This is a genomic window from Pseudomonas sp. UBA7530, from assembly GCF_002479365.1.
GTDB lineage: Bacteria > Pseudomonadota > Gammaproteobacteria > Pseudomonadales > Pseudomonadaceae > Aquipseudomonas.
The window spans coordinates 462,910-486,067 of the sequence record NZ_DLMS01000001.1 but is presented as its reverse complement, the minus strand read 5'-3'; the positions used below and the strand labels follow the sequence as shown (position 1 = coordinate 486,067).

31 protein-coding genes and 1 pseudogene are annotated in these 23,158 nt (G+C 62.7%); 16 read left to right on the top strand and 16 right to left on the bottom strand.

The genetic code is table 11. The features are described from left to right. From B2U07_RS02355 to recR, 3 genes are all read left to right on the top strand, one after another. A partial coding sequence (locus B2U07_RS02355; RefSeq protein WP_296275638.1) for a DNA polymerase III subunit gamma/tau C-terminal domain-containing protein occupies positions 1-725 on the top strand: 725 nt, incomplete at its 5' end. A gap of 71 nt (positions 726-796) precedes the next feature. Then, positions 797-1,123: a YbaB/EbfC family nucleoid-associated protein gene (locus tag B2U07_RS02350; protein ID WP_003460931.1), complete on the top strand. Its 327-nt coding sequence runs from the start codon at positions 797-799 to the stop codon at positions 1,121-1,123. Between the two features lie 257 nt (positions 1,124-1,380). Then, positions 1,381-1,980 (top strand): recombination mediator RecR, encoded by a 600-nt coding sequence (recR, locus tag B2U07_RS02345; protein ID WP_197859469.1) that lies wholly within the window; start codon positions 1,381-1,383, stop codon positions 1,978-1,980. Positions 1,981-2,015: 35 nt separating this feature from the next. Here the strand turns inward: recR and B2U07_RS02340 are convergent, their stop codons facing one another. Next, the gene (locus tag B2U07_RS02340; RefSeq protein ID WP_275544833.1) at positions 2,016-2,432 is read right to left on the bottom strand and encodes a hypothetical protein; all 417 of its coding nucleotides are present in this window, start codon (positions 2,430-2,432) and stop codon (positions 2,016-2,018) included. A gap of 216 nt (positions 2,433-2,648) precedes the next feature. On the opposite strand from B2U07_RS02340, the gene B2U07_RS02335 reads away from it, so the two are divergent. From B2U07_RS02335 to B2U07_RS23005, 3 genes and pseudogenes are all read left to right on the top strand, one after another. After that, the gene (locus B2U07_RS02335; RefSeq protein ID WP_275544834.1) at positions 2,649-3,083 is read left to right on the top strand and encodes a DUF4157 domain-containing protein; all 435 of its coding nucleotides are present in this window, start codon (positions 2,649-2,651) and stop codon (positions 3,081-3,083) included. A gap of 72 nt (positions 3,084-3,155) precedes the next feature. Continuing rightward, the gene (locus B2U07_RS02330) at positions 3,156-4,304 is read left to right on the top strand and encodes an acyl-CoA dehydrogenase family protein (protein WP_275544835.1); all 1,149 of its coding nucleotides are present in this window, start codon (positions 3,156-3,158) and stop codon (positions 4,302-4,304) included. Between the two features lie 23 nt (positions 4,305-4,327). Continuing rightward, positions 4,328-4,435, top strand: a pseudogene (locus tag B2U07_RS23005) (acyl-CoA dehydrogenase family protein); the annotation flags it as partial. Between the two features lie 88 nt (positions 4,436-4,523). Here B2U07_RS23005 and B2U07_RS02325 read toward each other — a convergent pair. Then, complete coding sequence (locus tag B2U07_RS02325; RefSeq protein WP_275544836.1) at positions 4,524-5,471, bottom strand: AraC family transcriptional regulator; 948 nt, start codon at positions 5,469-5,471, stop codon at positions 4,524-4,526. Positions 5,472-5,798: 327 nt separating this feature from the next. Between B2U07_RS02325 and B2U07_RS02320 the strand changes: the two genes are divergently transcribed. The 6 genes from B2U07_RS02320 to B2U07_RS02295 all read left to right on the top strand — a co-directional run bounded on the left by B2U07_RS02320 (position 5,799) and on the right by B2U07_RS02295 (position 11,004). Next, positions 5,799-5,945 (top strand): hypothetical protein, encoded by a 147-nt coding sequence (locus tag B2U07_RS02320; protein WP_275544837.1) that lies wholly within the window; start codon positions 5,799-5,801, stop codon positions 5,943-5,945. Between the two features lie 20 nt (positions 5,946-5,965). Next, a complete protein-coding gene (locus B2U07_RS02315) occupies positions 5,966-6,265 on the top strand; it encodes an antibiotic biosynthesis monooxygenase family protein (protein ID WP_275544838.1) in 300 nt (99 codons plus the stop codon). A gap of 111 nt (positions 6,266-6,376) precedes the next feature. Further along, positions 6,377-7,666, top strand: a complete 1,290-nt coding sequence (locus tag B2U07_RS02310; RefSeq protein ID WP_275544839.1) for an NAD(P)/FAD-dependent oxidoreductase — start codon at positions 6,377-6,379, stop codon at positions 7,664-7,666. 16 nt (positions 7,667-7,682) lie between these two features. Next, a complete protein-coding gene (locus B2U07_RS02305) occupies positions 7,683-8,240 on the top strand; it encodes a helix-turn-helix domain-containing protein (protein ID WP_125836536.1) in 558 nt (185 codons plus the stop codon). A 26-nt stretch (positions 8,241-8,266) separates the two neighbouring features. Beyond that, on the top strand, positions 8,267-9,613 hold the full coding sequence (locus B2U07_RS02300; protein WP_275544840.1) for a glutamine synthetase family protein: 1,347 nt from the start codon (positions 8,267-8,269) through the stop codon (positions 9,611-9,613). 23 nt (positions 9,614-9,636) lie between these two features. Then, positions 9,637-11,004 (top strand): aspartate aminotransferase family protein, encoded by a 1,368-nt coding sequence (locus tag B2U07_RS02295; RefSeq protein ID WP_275544841.1) that lies wholly within the window; start codon positions 9,637-9,639, stop codon positions 11,002-11,004. 145 nt (positions 11,005-11,149) lie between these two features. Here B2U07_RS02295 and B2U07_RS02290 read toward each other — a convergent pair whose 3' ends face one another. The 7 genes from B2U07_RS02290 to B2U07_RS02260 all read right to left on the bottom strand — a co-directional run bounded on the left by B2U07_RS02290 (position 11,150) and on the right by B2U07_RS02260 (position 15,472). Continuing rightward, the gene (locus tag B2U07_RS02290; RefSeq protein WP_275544843.1) at positions 11,150-12,166 is read right to left on the bottom strand and encodes an alpha/beta hydrolase; all 1,017 of its coding nucleotides are present in this window, start codon (positions 12,164-12,166) and stop codon (positions 11,150-11,152) included. 36 nt (positions 12,167-12,202) lie between these two features. Next, the gene (locus B2U07_RS02285) at positions 12,203-12,463 is read right to left on the bottom strand and encodes a DUF2790 domain-containing protein (RefSeq protein ID WP_275544844.1); all 261 of its coding nucleotides are present in this window, start codon (positions 12,461-12,463) and stop codon (positions 12,203-12,205) included. Between the two features lie 56 nt (positions 12,464-12,519). Continuing rightward, complete coding sequence (locus tag B2U07_RS02280; protein WP_275544845.1) at positions 12,520-12,945, bottom strand: organic hydroperoxide resistance protein; 426 nt, start codon at positions 12,943-12,945, stop codon at positions 12,520-12,522. Between the two features lie 393 nt (positions 12,946-13,338). Next, complete coding sequence (locus B2U07_RS02275) at positions 13,339-13,791, bottom strand: MarR family winged helix-turn-helix transcriptional regulator (RefSeq protein ID WP_197856310.1); 453 nt, start codon at positions 13,789-13,791, stop codon at positions 13,339-13,341. Positions 13,792-13,859: 68 nt separating this feature from the next. After that, a complete protein-coding gene (locus B2U07_RS02270; protein WP_275545337.1) occupies positions 13,860-14,174 on the bottom strand; it encodes an I78 family peptidase inhibitor in 315 nt (104 codons plus the stop codon). 32 nt (positions 14,175-14,206) lie between these two features. Beyond that, the gene (locus B2U07_RS02265; protein ID WP_275544846.1) at positions 14,207-14,857 is read right to left on the bottom strand and encodes a YceH family protein; all 651 of its coding nucleotides are present in this window, start codon (positions 14,855-14,857) and stop codon (positions 14,207-14,209) included. Between the two features lie 48 nt (positions 14,858-14,905). Beyond that, positions 14,906-15,472, bottom strand: a complete 567-nt coding sequence (locus B2U07_RS02260; RefSeq protein ID WP_296275630.1) for a TetR/AcrR family transcriptional regulator — start codon at positions 15,470-15,472, stop codon at positions 14,906-14,908. 87 nt (positions 15,473-15,559) lie between these two features. On the opposite strand from B2U07_RS02260, the gene B2U07_RS02255 reads away from it, so the two are divergent. The 3 genes from B2U07_RS02255 to B2U07_RS02245 are packed head-to-tail and all read left to right on the top strand — an operon-like array spanning position 15,560 to position 17,189. Further along, a complete protein-coding gene (locus B2U07_RS02255; protein ID WP_275544848.1) occupies positions 15,560-16,291 on the top strand; it encodes an SDR family oxidoreductase in 732 nt (243 codons plus the stop codon). A gap of 42 nt (positions 16,292-16,333) precedes the next feature. Then, positions 16,334-16,927, top strand: coding sequence for a 2-hydroxychromene-2-carboxylate isomerase (locus tag B2U07_RS02250; protein WP_275544849.1), 594 nt, complete (start codon positions 16,334-16,336; stop codon positions 16,925-16,927). 46 nt (positions 16,928-16,973) lie between these two features. Beyond that, on the top strand, positions 16,974-17,189 hold the full coding sequence (locus B2U07_RS02245; RefSeq protein ID WP_047587460.1) for a DUF3820 family protein: 216 nt from the start codon (positions 16,974-16,976) through the stop codon (positions 17,187-17,189). 68 nt (positions 17,190-17,257) lie between these two features. On the opposite strand, the gene B2U07_RS02240 is transcribed toward B2U07_RS02245, so the two are convergent. The 4 genes from B2U07_RS02240 to fnr form a co-directional block, all read right to left on the bottom strand. Then, positions 17,258-17,506 carry a hypothetical protein gene (locus tag B2U07_RS02240; RefSeq protein ID WP_197856315.1) on the bottom strand — a complete coding sequence of 83 codons (249 nt, stop codon included), beginning with the start codon at positions 17,504-17,506 and terminating at the stop codon, positions 17,258-17,260. Positions 17,507-17,821: 315 nt separating this feature from the next. Further along, positions 17,822-18,637, bottom strand: coding sequence for an ion transporter (locus B2U07_RS02235; protein ID WP_275544850.1), 816 nt, complete (start codon positions 18,635-18,637; stop codon positions 17,822-17,824). 89 nt (positions 18,638-18,726) lie between these two features. Next, positions 18,727-19,275 (bottom strand): adenine phosphoribosyltransferase, encoded by a 549-nt coding sequence (locus tag B2U07_RS02230; protein WP_275544851.1) that lies wholly within the window; start codon positions 19,273-19,275, stop codon positions 18,727-18,729. Positions 19,276-19,317: 42 nt separating this feature from the next. After that, positions 19,318-20,052, bottom strand: a complete 735-nt coding sequence (gene fnr / locus B2U07_RS02225; protein WP_013715216.1) for a fumarate/nitrate reduction transcriptional regulator Fnr — start codon at positions 20,050-20,052, stop codon at positions 19,318-19,320. A gap of 155 nt (positions 20,053-20,207) precedes the next feature. Between fnr and B2U07_RS02220 the strand changes: the two genes are divergently transcribed. Further along, the gene (locus B2U07_RS02220; protein WP_275544852.1) at positions 20,208-20,651 is read left to right on the top strand and encodes a hypothetical protein; all 444 of its coding nucleotides are present in this window, start codon (positions 20,208-20,210) and stop codon (positions 20,649-20,651) included. Between the two features lie 50 nt (positions 20,652-20,701). Here the strand turns inward: B2U07_RS02220 and hemN are convergent, their stop codons facing one another. From hemN to ccoS, 3 genes are all read right to left on the bottom strand, one after another. Then, positions 20,702-22,084: an oxygen-independent coproporphyrinogen III oxidase gene (hemN, locus tag B2U07_RS02215; RefSeq protein WP_197856319.1), complete on the bottom strand. Its 1,383-nt coding sequence runs from the start codon at positions 22,082-22,084 to the stop codon at positions 20,702-20,704. A 163-nt stretch (positions 22,085-22,247) separates the two neighbouring features. Further along, positions 22,248-22,931 (bottom strand): sulfite exporter TauE/SafE family protein, encoded by a 684-nt coding sequence (locus tag B2U07_RS02210; RefSeq protein ID WP_197856320.1) that lies wholly within the window; start codon positions 22,929-22,931, stop codon positions 22,248-22,250. Continuing rightward, entirely contained in the window at positions 22,924-23,130 is a 207-nt protein-coding gene (ccoS, locus tag B2U07_RS02205; protein ID WP_197856321.1) for a cbb3-type cytochrome oxidase assembly protein CcoS, read from the bottom strand. Before ccoS ends, B2U07_RS02210 begins: the two co-directional genes overlap by 8 nt. Positions 23,131-23,158 lie beyond the last annotated feature (28 nt).

Below are 23,158 nucleotides of genomic sequence, written 5' to 3'. Positions count from 1 at the left end.
CAGAGCCAGAGCCAGAGCCAGCCGCTCCTGCGCAGGTCGTCGATGTGCCCTGGGCAACGGCCGAGGTGCCGGAGCCAGCCGTTGCTCCCGCTCAGCCTGTTGTCGCGCCGCAGCCAGAACCCGTTGCGCTGCCAACTGCGGCCGTTGTCGAGGCGGCTGCGAGCGAGGCCGTGCCGCTGGTGGTGGAAGCCGATGGCGGTGACGACGAACCACCACCTGGCGACTACGACTACGTTGAAATGGACGCCGAAACGCTCGATTACGACTTCGGCCAGCCCGAGGCCGAAACGCCTGTGATCGAAGAGCCCCTGCCGGCCGCCAAGCCCGCTACCGGCCTGGCGGCAGAATGGCTGTCGCTGTTCCCGCAGCTTGGTCTGGGCGGCATGACCGGCAGCATCGCCGCCAACTGCACGCTGATCGAGGCCAATGGCGACGACTGGCTGCTGCACCTGGACCCGGCACACAGCGCGCTGTTCAACACCACGCAGCAGCGTCGTCTCAATGAAGCGCTGAACCAGCAGCAGGGCCGCAGCATCAAATTGCGTATCGAACTGTGCAAACCTGAGCAGGAAACCCCGGCACAGGCTGCGGCGCGCCGCCGCGCCGAACGCCAGCGCAGTGCCGAGGCCTCGATCCAGGCCGACCCGCTGGTACAGCAGATGATTCAGCAGTTCGCCGCCAAGGTGCGCGACGACAGCATCGAACCGATCGACACGCCCAGCTAGGTCGTTTTCACGACGGCCAGCACGCATTAGTTTTCAATGACTTGTTAACCCCGAACGCCGAGGATACCGACATGATGAAAGGTGGCATGGCAGGCCTGATGAAGCAGGCCCAGCAGATGCAGGAAAAAATGCAGAAGATGCAGGAAGAGCTGGCCAATGCCGAAGTCACCGGCCAGTCCGGTGCCGGCCTGGTGAGCGTGGTGATGACCGGTCGCCACGACGTCAAGCGCATCACTCTGGACGACAGCCTGATGCAGGAAGACAAGGAAGTGCTGGAAGATCTGATCGCTGCTGCCGTCAATGACGCGGTGCGCAAGGTCGAGCAGAACAGCCAGGAAAAGATGTCCGGCATGACGGCGGGGATGCAGCTTCCCCCCGGCTTCAAAATGCCCTTCTGACAGGCCTTGTGCCGCCCAGTCGACGCACATGGCTGCGTTGCCGGCGGACTCGGAATCCTCATGTGCTCCAGCACACTGCGGTTCCTCGTCCGCCCGCGCCTTACCCTGTACGCCGCCTGATCGCCACTCTTACGGAGTCGATCGTGCAGATGAGGCTGAAGACGATCCGTTTCGGTGTGTAGCCCGGATGCAATCCGGGTCGCTTGTATGCCCTGTTTCCCCGGATTGCATCCGGGCCATCAACCTGTAGGAACGCCATGAGCTTCAGCCCCCTGATTCGCCAGTTGATCGACTCCCTGCGCATCCTGCCCGGTGTGGGGCAGAAGACGGCGCAACGCATGGCGCTGCAGTTGCTCGAGCGCGATCGCAGTGGCGGGCAGCGTCTGGCGCAGGCGTTGAATGCGGCGATGGAGGGGGTGGGGCACTGCAAGCGCTGCCGCAGCCTGAGCGAAGATGAGCTGTGCCAGCTTTGCCTGGACGAGCGCCGCGACGACAGCCTGTTGTGCGTGGTAGAAGGTCCAATGGATGTGCATGCGGTGGAGCAGACCGGCTATCGCGGTCGCTACTTCGTGCTCAAGGGGCACCTCTCGCCGCTCGACGGCCTGGGGCCGGAAGCCATTGGCATTCCCGAGTTGCTCGAACGCATCGATGCAGGTGCGTTCAGCGAAGTGATCCTCGCCACCAATCCCACGGTGGAAGGCGAGGCGACAGCGCACTACATCGCCCAGATTCTTGCGGGCAAGGGCCTGGTCGCCTCGCGTATCGCTCATGGCATGCCGCTGGGTGGCGAACTGGAGCTGGTCGACGGCGGCACGCTGGCGCACGCCTTGGCCGGTCGGCGCCCGATCAGCCTGTAAGCATAGTCCAGCCGCACCTGTGGTTGGGCTGGCGCTTACTTGAGGCCGCTGAATTGTGGGGCGTTTTCTCGATAATGGATCAACGCATCGACCAAGCGTTCGGCCTGTTCGCGCTCAGCCAGGCGGAACGTGCGCAACGTTGTGCCGTCCAGGTGCTGTAAGCGAACCAGATAATCGTCGCGTTGCTGGTATAGCACCACCGGCCCCAGGCTATTGAAGTAGATGCGCTCGCCGATGTCGCTCGGCGTGCTGGCCTCGCCCTGCTCGCGAAAGCCCAGGTAACGGCTGTCCAGGTACAGGGCATCGGGGTGGGTGATCTCTTTCTGCTGCAGCGCAGCAGTGTGTATCGCTTCGTAGGCCTGCGCCTCGGAGAGCGGTTGCGCCCGGTAGTCCAGGTTCGCGGCGCAACCGGCCAGCAAGCAGGCAATCAGTGCAATCCGGATAATTTGCATGGTGCATCTCCTCGGCAGTCGCATGGCGTCGACGACCATCTGCTGCCAAGATGGCGCCTCATCCCCGGATACGGTACTCCCGTGATCGCTGCTTCCCTGCGCCGTGCTTGCCTATGGCTCCTTCTAGGGGCGCCTTGCACTGCCTTCGCCCAATGTCCGACTGGCCAGATGCAGATATGCCTGGGTTCGTGCATCTGCATTCCCGACCCGATACGCATGCGCGAGGACGGTCTGAATCTGGCTTCGGCGCGCCTGGAGGCCTGGCTGCTGCAATCGCGCCAGGCCACGTTGAATGCCGGAACCGAATCCATGCCGCTGATGATTCGTGCGCAGCTCTCGTCTTTTTACGACAGCGAGCTGCTGGACGGGGTTCGTTTTCGCGCCGGCATGACCGAGGAAATGGATGCTGCCAGCGTCCTGCTGCAGAACCCGGATGTACAGGCCGTGACACTGGTCGACGTCGTGGTTTTCCGCAGTCGCGAGGCGGCCGAGGGCGATGCATCGCTCTGGGCGCATGAGCTTTGGCATGTGCAGCAATACCGCGAATGGGGCACGGCCGAATTCGCCCGCCGCTACACACGCGACTTTAATTCGGTGGAGGAACCTGCCTATGCGATGCAGGCGCGGGTGAGAAGGGCGCTGCAAGAGTGAGTTAAAACGCTCGCTTGAATACCAAGCAAGCGCTAGGTTAGGGTGGCCAAAACAATAACGGGAGTTACCCGCATGGCCGCCCCTCAGTCGTATTTCGATGAGTCTCACCAACTGGTTCGCGATTCCGTCCGGCGTTTCGTCGAGCGTGAAATCCTGTCGCATATCGACGAATGGGAGGAGGCCGAGGAATTCCCGCGCGAGCTCTATCTCAAGGCAGGTGCCGCGGGCATTCTCGGTATCGGCTACCCCGAGCAGTATGGCGGCAGTCATGAGGGTGACGTGTTCGCCAAGGTTGCGGCCAGCGAGGAACTGATGCGCAGTGGCTCGGGCGGACTGGTGGCCGGGCTCGGCTCGCTGGATATCGGCTTGCCGCCCATCGTCAAGTGGGCCAGGCCCGCCGTGCGCGAGCGCGTGGTGCCGCGGGTGCTGGCTGGCGAGAAAATCATGGCGCTGGCGGTGACCGAGCCTTCCGGCGGCTCTGACGTAGCGAATCTCAAGACTCGTGCGGTGCGCGAAGGCGACCACTACCGTATCAACGGCAGCAAGACCTTCATCACCAGCGGCGTGCGTGCCGATTACTACACGGTGGCGGTGCGTACCGGTGGTGAGGGCTTTGGCGGCGTCAGCCTATTGCTGGTGGAGAAGGGCACTCCGGGTTTCACCGTTGGTCGCAAACTGAAGAAGATGGGCTGGTGGGCGTCCGACACGGCCGAGCTCTTCTTCGATGAGTGCAAGGTGCCAGTGGACAACCTGATCGGTGTGGAGAACGCCGGCTTCGCCTGCATCATGGCCAACTTCCAGAGCGAGCGCCTGAGCCTGGCGATCATGGCCAACATGACCGCGCAACTGGCGCTGGAAGAGTCAATGAAGTGGGCGCGCGAGCGCCAGGCGTTCGGCAAGCCGGTGGGCAAGTTTCAGGTGCTCAAGCACCGCCTGGCCGAGATGGCCACGCAGCTCGAAGTCTCCCGTGAGTTCACCTATCGTCAGGCCGCGCAGATGGCGGCCGGCAGAAGCGTGATCAAGGAGATCTCCATGGCCAAGAACTTTGCGACCGATATCGCCGACCGCCTCACCTACGATGCAGTGCAGATCATGGGTGGCATGGGTTACATGCGCGAATCGTTGGTCGAGCGCCTGTACCGCGACAATCGAATCCTCTCCATTGGCGGCGGCACGCGGGAGATCATGAACGAGATCATTTCGAAGCAGATGGGGCTGTAGAAACGGCATCTGGGCCTTTATGGCGCGAAAGCCTGGTCGAACGCCTGTACCGCGACAACCGCATTGTTTCCATCGGCGGTGGCACGCGGGAGATCATGAACGAGATCATTGCCAAGCAGATGGGGTTGTAGCTGCTGGCGTAGGAGGGGCTTCAGCCGCGATTAGCCTAAACGAGACGAAAAAGCTCGCCGCTGAAGCGCCTCCCACGGAAATCGGTGATCAGGACGCTACCTGGTTTTGCGCGGCCTGGCGCAGGCGGGCGATATCGCGCTGCGGTGGGGCGCCGAACAGGCGGCTGTACTCGCGGCTGAACTGCGATGGACTTTCATAGCCTACGCGGTAGCTCGCCGCGGCCGCTTCCAGGTTGTCGCACAGCATCAGGCGGCGAGCTTCCTGCAGGCGCAATTGCTTCTGGTATTGCAGCGGGCTGAAGGCGGTGACGGCCTTGAAGCGGTGATGCAGCGTCGACGGGCTCAGGTTCACCTCGCGGGCCAGCTCCTCGATGCGCAGCGGCTGGTCGAAGTTCTTGCGTAGCCATTCGATGGCGCGGGAGATGCGCTGGCTCTGGCTGTCGGCTATCACCACTTCATGCAGACGATGGCCCTGCGGGCTGAGCAGCATCCGATAGAAGATCTCGCGCAGAGCCAACGGCGCCAACATGGCGATGTCGCGCGGGGTTTCCAGTAGGCGCAGCAGGCGAATCACTGCGTCCAGTAGGCGCGGGTCGAGACGGTCGAGAAACAGCGCGCGTTGCGAGGCCGCGTCTGGCGCCGGGATGGGCGGCATCTCGGTCAGAAGGCTGCTGATCAGCGCCGGGTCGATTTCCAAGGCCAGGCTCAGGTACGGCGCTTCCGGACTGGCCTCGATCACCCGGCCAGTAACCGGCAGCACCACCGACGCCACCAGGTAATTAAGCGGGTCATAGACATAGAGCTCGTCACCCAGGCGTATTTCCTTGCGACCCTGGGCGATGATGCACAGGCAGGGGTCGTAGACTGTCTGCATCGGCAGGCTCGGCGTGGTGGCGCGCGCGAGCTTTAGGCCGGGAATGGCCGTGAGATGCAAACCGTCCTCGGGCACGAAGCGCTCAACGAGGCGCGCCAGTTCATGACTGAGATCGGCAAGCGGAGTATCAAGATTTGTGGCGGTGTGAATGGGTGACTGCATGACGCGCCTCCGGAAAGTCAGCGAAGCCTAGCCAGGTTTTTCAGGCAAGTCATGAGGGGCGGCAGGATTAGGCAAATATTTGCCAGTAATGGGCAAATGACCAGTTATACAGAGTGTTTCATGATTCCTGACGCTCAAACTGGAGGGCTGTTCATCGTTTCTGGTAGGCAGTATTAGGCAATGATTTGCCAGTAATCGACTAACGCCCCAATGACCCTCTCGCTAATCTCTGTAGCCATCGCGCCGTGCCTCAGCGTCGGCCCGAACGCATGCATTAGCCTTGTCACCCGCTGAGTGGTGCCCAACAAGCCAATCAAGGAGCGAGCGATGTCCAGCAAATGGTTGATCGCGCCGCTGACATTGTTGTTGCTCGCCACGGCCTGGCTCGACTCCAGGGCCGTTGGCGAAGCGGCTTTCGCCGAGCCGCAAGCGGCCCCCCACGTATTGCAGCGAAATGCTGCCGGTCTGTACTGATTCAATTCCAGGAGGTTGCCATGAGCATCATTCACCGTATGACCATTCGCGCCCGCCCTGAACGCTCGATCCGTTTGGGCCAGTGTCTGGCCCGGCTGGACGAAGTAGGGCGTGAGCTGCCCGGTTGCCTGGGTCTGCGCGTGTTCTCGTTACGCAATGACCCGCTGACCTGGCAGGTGGAGGGTCAATGGCGCTCAGCGGCGGCGCGAGACGCGTTCCTCGGCAGCGAAGGTCTGCGCCTGGTGTTGGCGCAAGCGATAGACGAGGGGCTGTTCGCTCATCTCGAATGTGCGGTAGAGCTGCAGCAGCAGGTCGCCTGAGGCCGTATCTAGAGTTGCCGAGGCGCCTGCCTTAGCCGCTCGGCTTGCCTTTATGAATTTATCTCTATAGATTTTCATGAAATTAATTAATTCAAATTTCATGAGTCGTCTATGTTTCGCCACGCCAGTGAGCACGTCGACAGCTACTACGCCCATGGCTGCAGAGATCGACTGACGCTGTATCCAGCACTGCAGGAGCACCTGCAGTGCGATGTGTTGGTGATCGGCGCGGGTTTCAGTGGTCTGCATACCGCTCTGCGTCTTGCAGAAGCGGGGCGGCGAGTGATCGTGCTGGAGGCCAGCCGCGTTGCCTGGGCCGCCTCGGGGCGCAATGGCGGGCAGGCGATTCTCGGTTGGTCCTGCGATATGCCGCCGCTGGAAAAGGCCCTCGGCCTCGATCGTGCCCGCCACCTCTGGGACGGTATGGCCTGGTCGGCCCGCGAGCTACGCGAACTACCGCAACGGCATGGCTTCGATTGCGATTACCGCCGTGGCCATCTGTGGACGGCGGTGCTGCCAAGGCGTGTGGCACTGCTGCATGAATGGCAGGAGCAGGCCGCCTATAAATGGGGGCACCGCGCGCTGCAATTCGTCTCCCGTGAGCAGATGCCGGAGTGGGTCGCCAGCGACCGCTACCAGGCCGGTCTTTACGATCCCGAGGCTGGGCATCTCAACCCGCTCAAGCTGGCACTGGGTCTGGCCGAGGCCTTCGTTCGCGCCGGTGGGCAGATCTTCGAGCAGAGCCGTGCGCTGAGCCAGGATAAGCTGGGCGACGGCTACCGGGTACGCACCGAGCAGGGCAGCGTGCAGGCCGATCAACTTGTGCTGGCTTGTAACACCTATATCGACGATCTGGCGCCACGCCTGGCGCGGCGTATCCTGCCGGTCGGCACCTACCAGATCGCCACCGAGCCGCTGGGCGCCGAGCGTGCCGAGGCATTGCTGCCGCGCAACGCTTGCGTCACCGACAACCAGTTCGTCCTCGATTACTTCCGCCGTACGCTGGATCACCGTCTGCTGTTCGGTGGTGGCTGCACCTACCTGGGCGGCCTGCCAAAGGACATGGCTGCTGCCACGCGGCCTTTCCTCGAGCGCGTCTTCCCGCAGCTGGCAGGCGTAGCCATCGACTTCGCCTGGGGCGGGCATATCGATATCACCCGTGCGCGCACTCCGGATGTCGGCGGCGAGAACGGCCGCTATTGGCTGCAGGGCTTCTCCGGTCATGGCGTACTGCCGACCCTTGCGGCTGCGCGAGCGGTCAGCGATGCCATCCTTGGCAATGGCGATGAACTGGCGTTGTACCGGCAGCTGCGCAACCCTGAATTTCCATTCGGCGAGCGCCTTGCGGCGCCGCTCGAGGCCATCGGCAAGGCCTGGTACCGACTGAGAGACAGCTTCTGAAATGGACAGCCCTGAAATGGACAAGAATCTGGAAATGGCGGCCCTTGCCGTGCTCATCCACGACCTGCGCAAGCACAAGAAGGTCACCCTCAACGAGCTGGCCGAGCGCATCGGCCGTTCGGTGGGCTTTCTATCGCAGGTCGAGCGGGGTCTGTCGCGCCCGACGGTGGAGGATCTGACCGCCATCGCCGAGGCGCTCGACGTACCGACCACCTATTTCTACAGCCTGCCCAAGCCCAAGGCGCTGGACTGGGTCACCCGGCCGGACGAACGCCGCACCCTGTACCTGGCCGGCGGCATCACCGACATCATGGCGTCGCCCACCCTGCAGGGCGCCTTCATGGTGGTCGACAGCCTGCTCGAGCCAGGCGCCAGCAGTGGCGAGCGGCAGATGAGCGACCGCTCCGAGCAGGCCGGCTATGTCCTCGAAGGCCAGCTGACACTCTGGCTGGGTGAGGACGAACAGAGTGCCACCCTGTATCCCGGCGATGTTTTCCAGGTGCCGAGCTATGCGCGCCTGCGTTATGCCAACCAGGGCGACACCCCCGCGAGGGTGTTGTGGATCTACACCTGACCTCCCGTGAACCGGAAATAACCACAATGAACGCCACCCGAGTCGAGCTGCTCGACGAAGTCCGTCAATTCCGCCAGGCCCACCCCGAGGTGCGCTTCGTCGACCTGATCTGCCTGGACATTCCCGGGCATTTCTATGGCAAACGCTACCCCATCGAGATGCTGGAGAAGGTCGCTGCCGGCAGTGCCCTGAAGTTGCCGCAGAACTGCGTGCTGCTCGGCGCCCAGGGCGGGCTCTACGAGATCGGCGACTACTGCTTTCATGACGGTGACCCGGACGCGCCACGGCGCTTGATTCCCGGCACGCTCAAACTGGTGAATTGGGAGCGCCTGCCGCTGGGGCAGATGCTGATCAGCTCCGATGGCACCGAAGCGCCCATCGAGTTCGAGCCGCGCGAGGTGCTGGCGCGGGTGGTGCAGCGCCTGGCTGCACGTGGCATTCGGCCGGTGGTGGCATTCGAGCTGGAGTTCTACCTGTTCGACAAGACGCTGAAGGAGGGGCTGCCGCAGTACCCGCGCGATGACGTGAGCGGTGATGCCGATGACCAACCGAACATGCACATCGAGCGGCTCTCGCGCTTTGCCGACGTGCTTGACGATATTGCCGAGACTGCGCGGCTGCAGGGCATCGATACCACGGTGATCACCGCCGAGATCGGCCCTGGGCAGTTCGAGATCAACTTCAGCCACAGCACCGACCCGATGCAGGCAGCCGACTGGTCGGCGCTGTTCTGCCGGCTGACCCGAGGCGTGGCGCTGAAGCATGGTCATCGGGCCAGCTTCATGGCCAAGCCGTACCTGCAGTATCCGGGCAGCGGCATGCATATCCATGTCAGCCTGTACGACGAGGCTGGCGGCAACCTGCTGGCCGGTGATGAGCAGCGACCGTTGCGTCATGCCGTGGCCGGCTGCCTGGAACTGTTGCCGGATCTGATGCCGATTTATGCGCCGAACCACAACAGCTACCGCCGCTTTGGTGCCCAGGTGAACTCGGCGAGCAAGGCCAGCTGGGGCTTCGAGGATCGCGATGCCTGCGTGCGTATTCCCGAGTCGGACGCACGCAACCTGCGCCTGGAATTCCGCCTGCCGGGCGCGGACGCCAATCCCTACCTGGTGCTGGCGGCGCTGCTGACCAGCATCGAGCAGGGCCTCGATGCCAAGATCGAGCCCATCGCACCATTGAATGACGACCGTCAAAGCGGTGTCGGCTTCCCCAACGACATGCTTGACGCCGTGCGCCGTATGCAGGCCAGCGAGCGCGTCGCGGCCGGCCTTGGCAGCGAGTTCGTCATGGTTTATTGCGAGAACAAACGCCAGGATCACCTGGCCTTCATGCACGACATCAGCCCGCGGGAATACCGCTGGTACCTGTGATGTCACGGATCGAAGGAGGCGACATGAACCACTCGAAAACCGCACACTGGCAGGCCCTGAGCCAGGCCCACCACCTGGCGCCGTTCAGTGATTACAAGCAGCTGGCCGAAAAAGGTCCGCGCATCATCACCGAGGCCAAGGGCGTGCACCTGTGGGACAGCGAGGGCAACAAGATCCTCGACGGCATGGCCGGCCTGTGGTGCGTGGCCGTTGGCTATGGTCGTGAGGAACTGGTCGAGGCTGCCGCTACGCAGATGCGCCAGTTGCCGTTCTACAACACCTTCTTCCAGACCGCCCACCCGCCGGTGCTGGAGCTGGCCCACGCCATCTCCCAACTAGCGCCGGCCGGCATGAACCACGTGTTCTTCACCGGCTCGGGCTCGGAAGGCAATGACACCATGCTGCGCCTGGTGCGCCACTACTGGGCGTGCAAGGGTCAGCCAAACAAGAAAATCATCATCGGCCGCGACAACGGTTACCACGGCTCCACCGTGGCCGGTGCAAGCCTCGGCGGCATGAAGTTCATGCACGAGCAGGGTGATCTGCCGATCCCCGGTATCGCCCATATCCCGCAGCCGTACTGGTTCGGCGAGGGCGGCGAAAAGTCGCCGGAAGAGTTCGGTATCTGGGCTGCCGATCAGTTGGAGAAGAAGATTCTCGAACTGGGCGAAGACAAGGTCGCAGCCTTTATCGCCGAGCCGATCCAGGGCGCCGGTGGCGTGATCATCCCGCCAGAGACCTACTGGCCGCGGATCAAGGAAATCCTCGCCAAGTACGACATTCTCTTCGTCGCCGACGAGGTGATCTGTGGCTTCGGTCGTACCGGCGAGTGGTTCGGCAGCCAGTACTACGACCTCAAGCCTGACCTGATGACCATCGCCAAGGGTCTGACCTCGGGTTACGTGCCGATGGGCGGGTTGATCGTCAGCGACAAGGTGTTCGAAGTGATCGAGGCGCATGGCGACTTCAACCACGGCTTCACCTATTCCGGTCACCCTGTGGCGGCGGCGGTGGGCTTGGAGAACCTGCGCATCCTCAAGGACGAAGGAATTGTCGAGCGGGTGAAGGCAGAAACCGCGCCCTACCTGCAAAAACGTCTACGTGAGCTGGCGGATCACCCACTGGTGGGCGAAGTGCGCGGCGTCGGCATGCTTGGCGCCATCGAACTGGTGCAGGACAAGGCGACGCGCAAGCGCTTCTCTGGCGATGTGGGTGTGGGCATGGTTTGCCGTGGGCACTGCTTCAACAATGGCCTGATCATGCGCGCGGTGGGTGACACCATGATCATCGCGCCGCCACTGGTGATCAGCCAGGCGGAAGTGGATGAGCTGGTAGAGAAAGCGCGCAAGTGCCTGGATCTGACCTGGGAGCAGGTCCGTAGTCTGGCGTAACGCGTGATTCGCGGCTGAAGCGGAATGCCGCCCAGCCGCTCCTACAGGCGTAGCTTTTGCGTAGGAGCGGCTTTAGCCGCGAAGGAGAATGAGCAAAAGAAAACCCCGCGATCGGCAACGGTCGCGGGGTTTCGTTTTTCAGCGCTTACTTGAGGCTGTTCTGCAGCGTCTGCGCGGCCTGGTCCATGGCGCTGCGTACCGCCGGCACTTCAGCCAGGACATTGAGCAGGCCGTAGTCGTGGATCATGCCGTTGTAGCGTACGGCGGTTACCGGTACGCCAGCGGCGTTCAGGCGGCGGGCGTAGGCTTCGCCTTCGTCTCGCAACACATCCATCTCGGCGGTCTGCACCAGCGCCGGCGGCAGGCCTTTGAGCTGTTCCAGGCTGGCGCGCAGTGGCGATGCGTAGATCTCGTTACGCTGCTTGGCGTCGGTGGTGTAGTTGTCCCAGAACCATTCCATCATGCCGCGGGTCAGGAAATGGCCTTCGGCGAAATGGTTGTAGGAGGCGTTGTTGAAGTTGGCGTCGGTCACTGGCCACAGCAGTACCTGGGCGCGCAGTTTCGGTGTACCAGCCTCCTTGGCCTTGATGGCGACCACGGCAGCCATGTTGCCACCGACGCTGTTGCCGGCCACCGCCAGGCGCGAGCCGTCGACACCGATCTGGCTGCCGTTGTCGGCCACCCATTTGGTGGCGGCATAAGCCTGGTTGATCGCGGTCGGATACTTGGCCTCCGGCGACGGCGTGTAGTCGACATAGATAGCGGCTGCGCCGGAGCCCACCACCAGGTCTCGGATCAGGCGTTCGTGGGTCGGATAATCACCCAACACCCAGCCACCGCCGTGGAAGAACATGAAGCCCGGCAGAATGCCGCGAGCACCTTCAGGACGTACCACCTTGAGGGTGAGTGGCTGACCATTCACCTGGATTACCTTGGTGTCCACGATGATGCCGGACAGATCCACCTCGACACTGGCCTGAGCGCCCATCAGCACGGCGCGGGCGTCTTTCGGCGAGAGGGTTTCCAGCGGCTGGCCACTACCGGCTGCCAGGGCATCGAGGAAGCCCTGGGTGCTGCGCTCCACGCCGGGGCTGCCGGCGGCGAAGCTGCTGTTGATGGCCAGGGCGAGCAGCCCGGCGGTCAGAGTGCGAGAAATGTTCATGGTCAAACTCCTTTCGATCAATTGGGCTGCTGGCTGTCAGTTCTGGTTGGTGCAAACGCTGGAAAGCTGCTCGTAGCTGAGGGTTTCCACCTCACCCGCACTGTTGCGGTAGGTCATCTGTGCCGTGACCACTTCGCACTGGGCGCTATTGGGCACGTCGATGGAAATCACCTTGGCGATATCCAGGTTCTGGCCGTAGCGGTAGGGCGTGGCCTCGGCGCTTTGGGCCAGGGTGGTGAGCGACGCGCTGAGAGCGATGGCGGTCAGTGCGGTGGCGAACAGGGTGCGGGTTTTCATGGTTCTCCTCTTGGCGCCGCGCTCGGGCTATGGCTGCGAGCGCTGGCTGCTGTCTGTCAGACGATGGTCAGGGTGACGTCGATGTTGCCGCGGGTGGCGTTGGAGTACGGGCAGACGATGTGCGCGCGATCCACCAGGGTTTGTGCGGCGTCGCGCTCCAGGCCGGGCAGGCTGATGCGCAGCTCCACTTCGATGCCGAAGCCGGTGGGGATGGCGCCGATGCCGACCGTGCCTTCGATGAAGGTGTCAGCCGGGATGCTCAGCTTGTCGCGGGCGGCGACGAACTTCAGGGCGCCGAGGAAGCAGGCGGAGTAACCGGCGGCGAACAGTTGTTCCGGGTTGGTGCCGTTACCGCCGGCGCCACCGAGTTCTTTCGGGGTGGTCAGGGCGATGTCGAGGATGCCGTCGAAGGACACTGCGCGGCCTTCACGGCCACCGAAGGCTTCAGCAGTTGCACGGTAGAGAACGTTTTCAATAGTCATGGCGGAGATCCTTCCAGGTAATGTGGTGATGGAGTGGTTCGCTAATGTCTTGTGCGCTAACCGTTTCCATGGAGCGAACTGTAATGCGCAAAACATTAGTGCACAAGTTAAATGCTAGGAAGATTTGGTTATAGGAATTTAATTTTTAGGAATAAGTAGGTGTGGCGGGGCGTTTAACGGTGCTTGCTCAGCGAATCAAGGGTTAGGAGAGGAGCGAAGAAGCGTCGTCCGGACGTCACGAGCCTCGGTATGGATATGCCGGGGTGGACGAATAATCACGCCAAAGCGCGTAGGAAGGGAATCGTGCAGCATTGCACTGCACACGGGGCTTTCAGCATCCGGCGATGGGCTGGCTAATCAGCGAAAGGCGATGGGCGTTGGCATCGCCAGAGATCAGAGTGCGTCTTGCAGATGCCCGCGCAGTTCGATCAGGTCGTCACGCAGCTTTGTCAACTGGTCAATGCTCAACGCGGAAGCCTTGAGGATGCAGGCAGGCAATGCCTTGGCCTGCTCGTGCAATGCACGCCCCTTGTCGGTGAGATGCAGCTGCACCACGCGTTCATCCTGACTGCTGCGTTGACGTTGCAGCAAACCTTCGCTTTCCAGGCGCTTGAGCAATGGCGTCAGCGAACCCGGGTCGGTCAGCATACGTGCGCTGATCTCGCTGACGGTGATGCCCTCGTTTTCCCACAGCACCAGCATGGCCAGGTATTGCGGATAGGTGAGACCGAGCGCCTGCAGCAGCGGTTTGTAGGTCTTGGTCATCATCAGCGAGGTGGAATAGAGGGCGAAGCAAAGCTGGTTATCCAGCATCAGCTCGGCGCAGGGTTCCACTTGGGAGGTCATGGCATTGGCCTATAGGGGTGGTTGGCGGTGTCGGCAAGTGGTGCGGGGGCAGCCCGCACCTGAACGCATCAGCCGCAGGATACGCGGGTGATCACTCGCTGATCATCGACGTTGAGGTTAAGGCGTTGACCATTGTATTCCAAGGTCACCACGCTGTTGGGCGTCAGTATCCGCGCCGTGCTGGCACCCGCCTGCTGACGTGCCTGTTCGAGCAGCTCCGACGTTGCGGTCTTGCCCTTGAGATTTTCGACTGCAGAAGAGTTGCAGCCCTGACTGGTGTCGGCAGGCGTGGCTGCCGGTTCGGATTTTTCGGCAGTGCTGCTGCAGCCGGCTGCGAACAGGGAAGCGGCGAGAATGAGGCTTAAACGAGTCTTGGGATTCAACGCTGTGGGCTCCTTTTCCATAGATGTAGCGCTCATTGCGTGCCCTCCAGGCGTGCAAGGCGCTCTTCGAGTGCTGCGATACGCATTTCCAGTTCGACCAGACGATCCTCGTTAGGTGCCACGGCTTCGCTACGTGCAGCCGGGCGGTTGGCCAGGAGGCTTTCCAGGTCGGCGGATTCACCCAGCAAGTGCATGTAGCGATCCTCGCGCTGGCCGCTCTGGCGTGGCAGCAGTACGACCAGGCCGCGAGCGATCAGGCGCTCCAGCTGATGTTGCACTTCGGCCACATCGTCGAAGTCATGCATGCGGTTGCTGCGGGTAAGCAATTCATTGAGGGTCTGCGGGCCGCGCAGTAGCAGCAAACCGAGCAGCACCGTCTGCGGCTTGACCAGCTCCAGCTGCTTGTCGCAGCGCTGCTCCCAGCGGTCGGCGCGGCTGCCCATGACCAGGTGCGCCAGGCCGCGACCTTCCAGACTACGCAGATAACGCCCGACTTCGCCGGTTTCCAGGTTCATCAGCGGCTCGCGGCTGGTCTTCTGATTGCAGGCCAGTTGCACTGCGTTGAGCGTCAGCGGGTAGGTTTCCGGTGTGGTCAGCTGCTTCTCGATGAGGCAGCCGAGGATGCGCACTTCGACGGCGTGCAATGGGGTTTCACCAACCAGCGGGGAGGGGGTGTGCGACATGGATCGATCCTGGCAGAAAGAACTGGCGTAGGTTAACGGCATCCGTGCTCAGCCGACAGGCTGCAATGTGTGTTCGAGCATGTCCAGGCTGGCGCTGAGCACCTGCTGGCGAGCGTCCTGGCTGACCATCATGCGCGCCAGCAGCAGGCTGCCCAGGCACTGCGCAAGGATGCTCCAGGCCAATTGCGGGTCGCCTATGATCTCGGCCCAGGTTTGCTGCAATTGCACGATCTGCTGCTCGGTGCGCTGCCTCACGCTGTCGTCGGCGCGGGCGATTTCTGCGCCCAGTGCGGGCAATACGCAGCCTTTGTCCGGCTGCTCGACATGCGCCAGGCTCAGATAGGCTGCCAGGCAGCGTTGCAGTTTGTCGCGCCCGGCGTCACCAGGCTCAGCACCCAGGCAGTTCAGGCTGTTACGCAGTTCTCGTTCGATCAGCTCGGCGAACAGCGCATCCTTGCTTGGGAAGTGACTGTAGAAAGCCGCACCTGACAGGCCTATGGTCTTCATCAGTGCATCCACGCCGGTCACGGCAAAACCCTGCTGCTTGGCAATGGCGGCGCTGTTGGCGAGCAGGCGCTCGCGGGTTTCGGCTTTGTGCTCGGCGGAATAGCGCATGAGATACCGTTGTGTGCTGGCTTGACCCATGCGCAAGCGTAGCATAACGTTCGTTAGACTAACGATCGTTAGTCAATGGAGAGGCCCATGAACGAAAACAAGAAGGTCGCCTTGATCATCGGCGCAGGTGATGCCACCGGTGGTGCGATTGCTCGGCGTTTCGCCCGTGAGGGCTATGTCGCCTGCGTTACCCGGCGCAGCCTGGATAAACTGCAGCCACTGCTGGAGAGCATCCGCCACGAAGGTGGCGAGGCACATGGTTTCGCTTCCGACGCGCGGCGCGAGGAGCAGGTGGCTGAGCTGGTCGAGAGCATCGAGCGTGACATCGGACCGATCGAGGTGATGGTGTTCAACATCGGCGCCAACGTGCCGTGCAGCATCCTCGAGGAAACCGCGCGCAAGTATTTCAAGATCTGGGAGATGGCCTGCTTTGCCGGCTTCCTCACCAGCCAGGCTGTGGCCAAGCGCATGGTCACGCGCGGGCGCGGCACCATCCTGTTTACCGGTGCAACCGCTGGCCTGCGCGGCGCCGCCGGATTCGCCGCCTTCGCCGGCGCCAAGCACGGCATCCGCGCGCTGGCGCAGAGCATGGCGCGTGAGCTGGGGCCGCTGAATATCCATGTGGCCCATGTGGTGGTGGACGGCGCCATCGATACTGACTTCATCCGCGACAGCTTTCCCGATATCTATGCCAGGAAGGGGCAGGATGGCATTCTCGACCCCGAGCATATCGCCGACAGCTACTGGTTCCTGCATGCTCAGCCGCGCGATGCCTGGACCTTCGAGCTGGACCTGCGTCCGTGGATGGAACGCTGGTAAGCCACGCCAATTCGACAAGCACAACAACGAGCGAGTGAACTGATGAGCAAGACGGTAGAGTTCTTCTTCGACCTGGGCAGCCCGGCGTCCTACCTGGCCCATACCCAACTGCCGGCGCTGTGCCGTGAGTGCGACGCCGAGCTGGTCTATCGGCCGATGCTGTTGGGCGCGGTATTCCAGGCCACTGGCAACGCCTCGCCGGCGATGATTCCGGCCAAGGGACGCTACATGCTGCGCGACCTGGCACGCTTCGCCGAGCGCTACGGCGTACCGATGCGCTTCAATCCGCATTTCCCGATCAACACGCTGACCCTGATGCGCCTGCTGGTGGCGGTACAGCTGCATCAGCCCACGCGCCTCAACGATGCCTTGCAGGCGCTGTTTCAGGCGATCTGGGTTGACGGTACCAACATGGGCGATCCGGCCAGAGTGACCGAAGTGCTGACGGCGGCCGGCTTCGACGCCCAGGCGTTGCAGGCGCAGATCGCCGAACCGGCGGTGAAAGACGCGCTCAAGGCGACCACCGAAGAAGCGGTGAAGCGCGGCGTATTCGGCGCACCGACCTGCTTCGTCGGCGAAGCAATGTTCTTCGGTCAGGACCGGTTGGATTTCGTTCGTGAGGCACTGACCGACTGACGCTTGGCACAATGACCGAATTGTTTTCCGGCCAGCCGAGCGACCGATGAACCCCGAAGCGCTGAAACTCCTGGTGACCCGCCGCATGCCTTACGGCAAGTACAAGGATCGGCTGATCGCCGATCTACCGGGGCATTACCTCAACTGGTTCGCCCGCGAGGGCTTCCCCAAGGGCGAGCTGGGCCAGTTGCTGGCGCTGATGCAGGAGATCGATCACAACGGTTTGAAGCCGTTGCTCGATCCGTTGCGCGACCGTTCGTAGTCCGGATGGAGTCCGGGGCGATTCCGATCTCTCTCCCGAATTTCATCCGGGCTACGTCTGGGTTGCCGTTAGTGCCAATTGCGGCCGTGATCGAGTTTCTGATCCACCAGCCATTTGCCATGGGCGATGGAGGCGTGCTGGGCCTTGCTCAGGTCATCCATGAAGGCGTAATCCAGCGGTAGCGTCTGACGTTTGCTGGTATTTCCGCCTGGGTCGGTGATCTGGCAACCACCGGCCCAGGGCGTGGGCAGGCCAGGATGTTCCATGACGCTGGCATGAATGACGTGATCGCGATGGGTGCAGGTAAGCGCGCTCATGAGGCCACCTCGTAAACCAAGGCGCCGCCCTCGGCGTCGACGCTACACCGAGGTTCCAGCCGGGAGCCGGTGGCGGCGCCGTGTGGATGAGTGGTGCGTCTGTTCCTCTACCTTAGTCCAGATGCCGCGGCCGCGAGCGTTGCCCGACAAACGTGCGCGTTAGCAACGAGCGAGTGGTGCAAGTCGCCGTCCGCTGGCGTAGAGCAATATTGCGCAGCTCGGCCGGTGCTGCAGGCAGCGAACGCGGCGCAAGTCGAAAGCGCTCGGAAGGGCGCAACCGGCGACCAGCGATCGCAGGCTGCGCCAACATGACGACTAGGAGGCGCTGCGGCGTAGCTCGGCCACTTCGCTGCGCAGGGCGCGCAGCTCGTCGAGAATCGCCTGTTCACGGGTCGCTGCAGCTAGCTCCACGGCATTCGGCTCGTGAGTGCTCTGCATGGCGTTGACGATCACGGCGATGAACAGGTTGAGCATCATGAAGGTGGCAATGAGGATGTAGGGCACGAAGAACAGCCACGCCAGCGGATGCTGCTCCATGATCGGGCGGACGATGCCCATCGACCAGCTTTCCAGGGTCATTACCTGGAACAGGGTATAGAGGCTGGCGCCGATGTTGCCGAACCACTCAGGGAAGCTCTGGCCGAAAAGCTGGGTGGCCATCACCGCGGCGACATAGAACACCAGCCCCATCAGCATGACGATACTGCCCATGCCCGGCAGCGAGGCGAGCAGCGCCTGCACCACTTTGCGCATGCTCGGGTTGATCGACACCAGGCGCAGTACCCGCAGCACGCGCAAGGCGCGCAATACGGCGAAGGGGCCGCTGGCCGGCACCAGGGCGATGCCGACCACTAGGCAATCGAACACCGCCCAGGGATCGCGCAGCAGACCGATGCCGCGTGCGGTAAAGCGCAGCGCCAGCTCGATGACGAAGCAGGTGAGGATCAAGGTATCGAGGATCAGCAGCGGCTTGCCCCAGTCGGCCATGATCGATGGCGAGGTCTGCAGGCCGAGAATGGCGGCATTGATGATGATCAGCAGGGTGATCAGGCGTTGTACGGACGTGCCGTCCATGAGAGCGCCCAGGCGCTGGCGCCAGTCACTGGTTGGATTCAGTTCGAGTTCGTGCATGGGAATCTGGCTATGGCTGGGTGATGCCGGGCAGCGCCCGGCTGAGGCGAGCGCCCGCTTTCGGCTGTGCGATTGGCGGGCGCGACTGCTCAGCGATCGTCGAGCGCGAAGGCCGTCAGGGTGAAGGTGGGAATGTCGGCGTCCTGCAGCTTCCGCGAGCCACCCAGTTCGGGCAGGTCGATGATCGCGGCGGCCTCTAAGACGCTGGCACGCATGCGTCGCACCAGGTTGGCGGCGGCGATCAGGGTGCCGCCGGTGGCGATCAGGTCATCGAAAATCAATACCGAGTCGCCTTCGCAGAGGCTGTCGGTATGCACTTCGAGAAAGGCTTCGCCGTATTCGGTCTGGTAGCCCTCGCTGAGCACATCCGCCGGCAGTTTGCCCTGCTTGCGGAACAGCACCAGCGGTTTGTTCAGTTCGTAGGCGATGATCGAGCCGATCAGGAAACCGCGGGCATCCATGGCACCGATGTGGCTGAAGTCGGCCTCGACGTAACGCTGGATGAAGCTGTCGGCGACCATGCGCAGGGCACGTGGCGACTGGAACAGCGGGGTGATGTCGCGAAAGATCACGCCCGGCTTGGGAAAGTCCGGTACCGGGCGGATCAGGGTCTTGATGCTGAATTCGTCAAAGATCATCGTGGGGTCCTAATGCGTTGAGCCCGCGAATATCGTACGAGCTCAAACGTCGAGATTGCCACCGGCCAGGGCGCACAGCTCGATCGGATCGAGAATGTGCACTTCCTTACCTTCGGCTTCGAGCAGCTTGTTCTGCTGGAAGCGGGTAAATACGCGAGACACCGTCTCTACCGCAAGGCCCAAATAGTTACCAATTTCGTTGCGCGACATGGCCAGGCGGAACTGGTTGGCCGAGAACCCACGGGCGCGGAAGCGCGCCGAGAGGTTGACCAGGAAGGTGGCGATGCGCTCGTCGGCGGTCTTCTTCGACAGCAACAGCATCATCTGCTGATCGTCGCGGATTTCACGGCTCATGATGCGCATCAACTGGCGGCGCAGCTGTGGCAGTTGCAGGGCCAGGTCATCGAGGCGCTCGAAGGGAATTTCGCAGACCGAGGTGGTCTCCAGCGCTTGCGCCGAAACCGGATAGCGTTCGCCGTCGACGCCGGACAGGCCGACCAGTTCGCTGGGCAGGTGGAAACCGGTGATCTGCTCCTCGCCGCCATCGCTGAGGCTGAAGGTCTTCAGCGCGCCGGAACGCACGGCGAACACGGAGCCGAAGGTGTCGCCCTGGCGGAACAGGAACTCGCCTTTCTTCAATGGGCGGCCACGCTTGACGATATCGTCGAGCGCGTCCATGTCCTCCATGTTCAGAGAGATGGGCAGGCACAAGGCAGCCAGGCTGCAATCCTTGCAATGGGCTTGATGCTGCGAACGCAGCTTGATGCTCTCGGACATCGTTGGGCTTCCCGGTATACACGCAATGACCGTAAGGGTACCGCAGGGTTTGCGTGACGACCAGCCATATGCGGGACTGACCGGGCGCTCAAGTTTGACGCTCCGGCGCCGACACATTCGGTAGAGCCATAGTCCAATGCAGGGAGCAGCGCGCAATGCGTATCCAATCCAACAGCCCGCTGAGCAATCTAGCTCAGAGCGTTCAGCGACAATACACCGCAGCCGAGCGCAGCCCGGAAGAAGTACGTGAGGGTCTGCGCGTGAGCCTTTCCGAGCTGGGCAAAAACATGTCGGCCAAGCCCGACAAGAACGAGGATATCGACAAGAGCGAGCTGCCGCAGGCGATCAGGGATCTGCTCAAGATGATTCGTGAGTTGCGCGCGCAGATTGCCGAGAAGCAGGCGCAGATCGACGCGATCATGAGCGATCAGAGCCTCGATGCGGAGGCCAAGCGCCAACAGCTCGACGGGCTGCAGACCGAACTCGCTTCGCTCACCGGTGCGCTGACCTCGGCCAACGCCAATCTGATCAAGCTGATGCGCGAGAGTGGCCTTTCCAGCGAGCAGATGCAGGCGGCGACCACGCTGGCGATGAGTTGAGACGTCGGCCCGTGACGCAGTGCATCCGTCACGGGCGCTGATTTTCTGGCTCAGATCACACGGGAAAAGCGCTGGCGCACCTGGTCGTTGAGATAGCGGTCGAACAGCATGCACAGCGAACGCACCAGCAGACGCCCGGCCGGGCGCACCTCGATCCCTCCCGCACTCAGCTCGATCAGGCCATCGCGGTGAAGCTGTTCCAGCTCCGGCCAGAGCGCCGCGAAGTACTCATGGAATACCACGCCGTAGGCCTGTTCGATGCCGGCGAAGTGCAGGTCGAAATGACAGATCAGTTGCTGGATCACGGCGCGGCGCAGGCGGTCGTCTGCATTGCAGTGCAGACCGCGACGGGTCGCCAGCTGGCCGTTGCCCAGGGTCTGCTGGTAGACATTGATGTCGCTGTCGTTCTGGCTGTACAGATCGCCGATCTGGCTGATGGCTGACACGCCCAGGCCGATCAGGTCGCAATGGCCATGGGTGGTGTAACCCTGGAAGTTGCGTTGCAGAGTGCCTTCTTCCTGGGCGATGGCCAGCTCGTCGTCAGGCAGCGCGAAGTGGTCCATACCGATGTAGCGATAACCGGCGCGTGTCAGTTGTTCGATGCTGTTCTGCAGCATGATCAGCTTGTCGGCCGGGCTGGGTAGATCGTCGGCGCTGATGCGTCGTTGCGGCATGAAGCGTTCGGGCAGGTGCGCGTAGTTGAACAGCGACAGCCGATCCGGCTGCAGTGCGATGACTTCGGCAACGGTGCGGGCGAAGCGCTCCGGGGTCTGCTTGGGCAGGCCGTAGATCAGGTCGATATTCACCGAGCGGAATTGCAGGGTGCGCGACGCCTCGACGATGGCGCGGGTTTCCTCAAGGGTCTGCAGGCGATTGACTGCGCGCTGTACCTCGGGGTCCAGGTCCTGCACGCCAAGGCTGACACGGTTGAAGCCCAGTTCGCGCAGCAGGCCCATGGTCGACCAGTCGGCCTCGCGCGGATCGATTTCGATGCTGTAATCGCCGGAGTCGTCATCCAGCAGGTTGAAGTGCTGGCGCAGGTGCTGCATCAGACGGCGCAACTCATCGTGGCTGAGGAAGGTCGGCGTGCCGCCACCGAAATGCAGCTGTTCGATCGGCTGGCTCTTGTCGATGTGGCGACTGACGATCTCGATTTCTCGCTCGAGCTTTTCCAGGTAGGGCAGGGCACGACCGCGGTCCTTGGTGATCACCTTGTTGCAGGCACAGTAGTAGCAGATGTGCGCGCAGAAGGGGATGTGCACATACAGCGACAGCGGACGCCCGGCCTTGCGGCTGTCGCGCAATGCATGCAGCAGGTCGAAGGGGCCGATGGCGTCATGAAACTGTACGGCGGTCGGGTAGGAAGTGTAGCGCGGGCCGGCGAGATCGTAGCGGCGGATCAGGTCGGCATCCCACTGGATGGCGTCTTGCATGGGAAATAATCCTGGACAGGCTTTGCGGCCAGTCTAGGGATGCTGGAGCGCAACGACCTTGACCTGTATCAAGGGCGCGTAGGGGTACGGTGCGGTGGCGTAGCTGCGTAGCCCGGATGCAATCCGGGGGCATCTTGCTCGCGGATTGCGTCCGCGATACCTGTCAGTGCCCCATCAGCCAATGCTGGTGTGGCCCAGGCAGGGTCCAGATGCCGAACAGGATGACCAGCAGGCCGCCAGCCATGCGCACGCCGCGTTTGCGCAGCAGTGTGGTGATGCGCTCTGCAGCCAGCCCGGTGGCCAGCAGAACCGGCCAGGTACCCAGGCCGAAGGCCAGCATCAGCAGCGCGCTGTCCACTGCATTGCCCTGGCTGGACGCCCACAGCAGCGTGCTGTAGACCAGGCCGCACGGCAGCCAGCCCCATAGGCCGCCCAGCACCACGGCCTTGGGAATGCTCGTCACCGGCATGAAGCGCCGTGTCAGCGGCTGGATATGCCGCCACAGGCCGCGTCCCAGCGCTTCGATACGGGTCAGGCCACTCCACCAGCCAGCCAGATACAGGCCCATGGCGATCAGTAGCAGTGCAGCCAGCGTGCGCATGACCACCTCGGCCTTGCTGCCGGCAATGGCCCAACCCGCCAGCCCGAGAAGCAGGCCGGCCAGGCTGTAACTGAGAATGCGCCCGAGGTTGTATGCCAGCAGCAGTTGCAGGCGTCTGCTGCGTTGCTCGGGCGGAATCGCCAGGGTCAGTGCGCCCATCAGGCCGCCGCACATGCCCAGGCAGTGCCCCCCGCCGAGCAGCCCGAGGATCAACGCCGACACCAGCAGCGGCGCCAGTTCAAGCATCGGGCTTGTCCTGCTTGCTGTGTTCCCCGGCCTGTTCGATGCCGGCCTTGTGCAGGGGATCTTCGTCGTCGAACAGGATGCTGTGAGCCGGCCCGTCCAGGTCGTCGTACTGGCCGCTGTCCACCGCCCAGAAGAACAGCCAGATGGCGAAGCCGACCAGGCCGATGGCGACGGGAATGAGGATATAGAGGGCGGACATGCGGTCTCCATGGAGGCGTCTGGGTAGG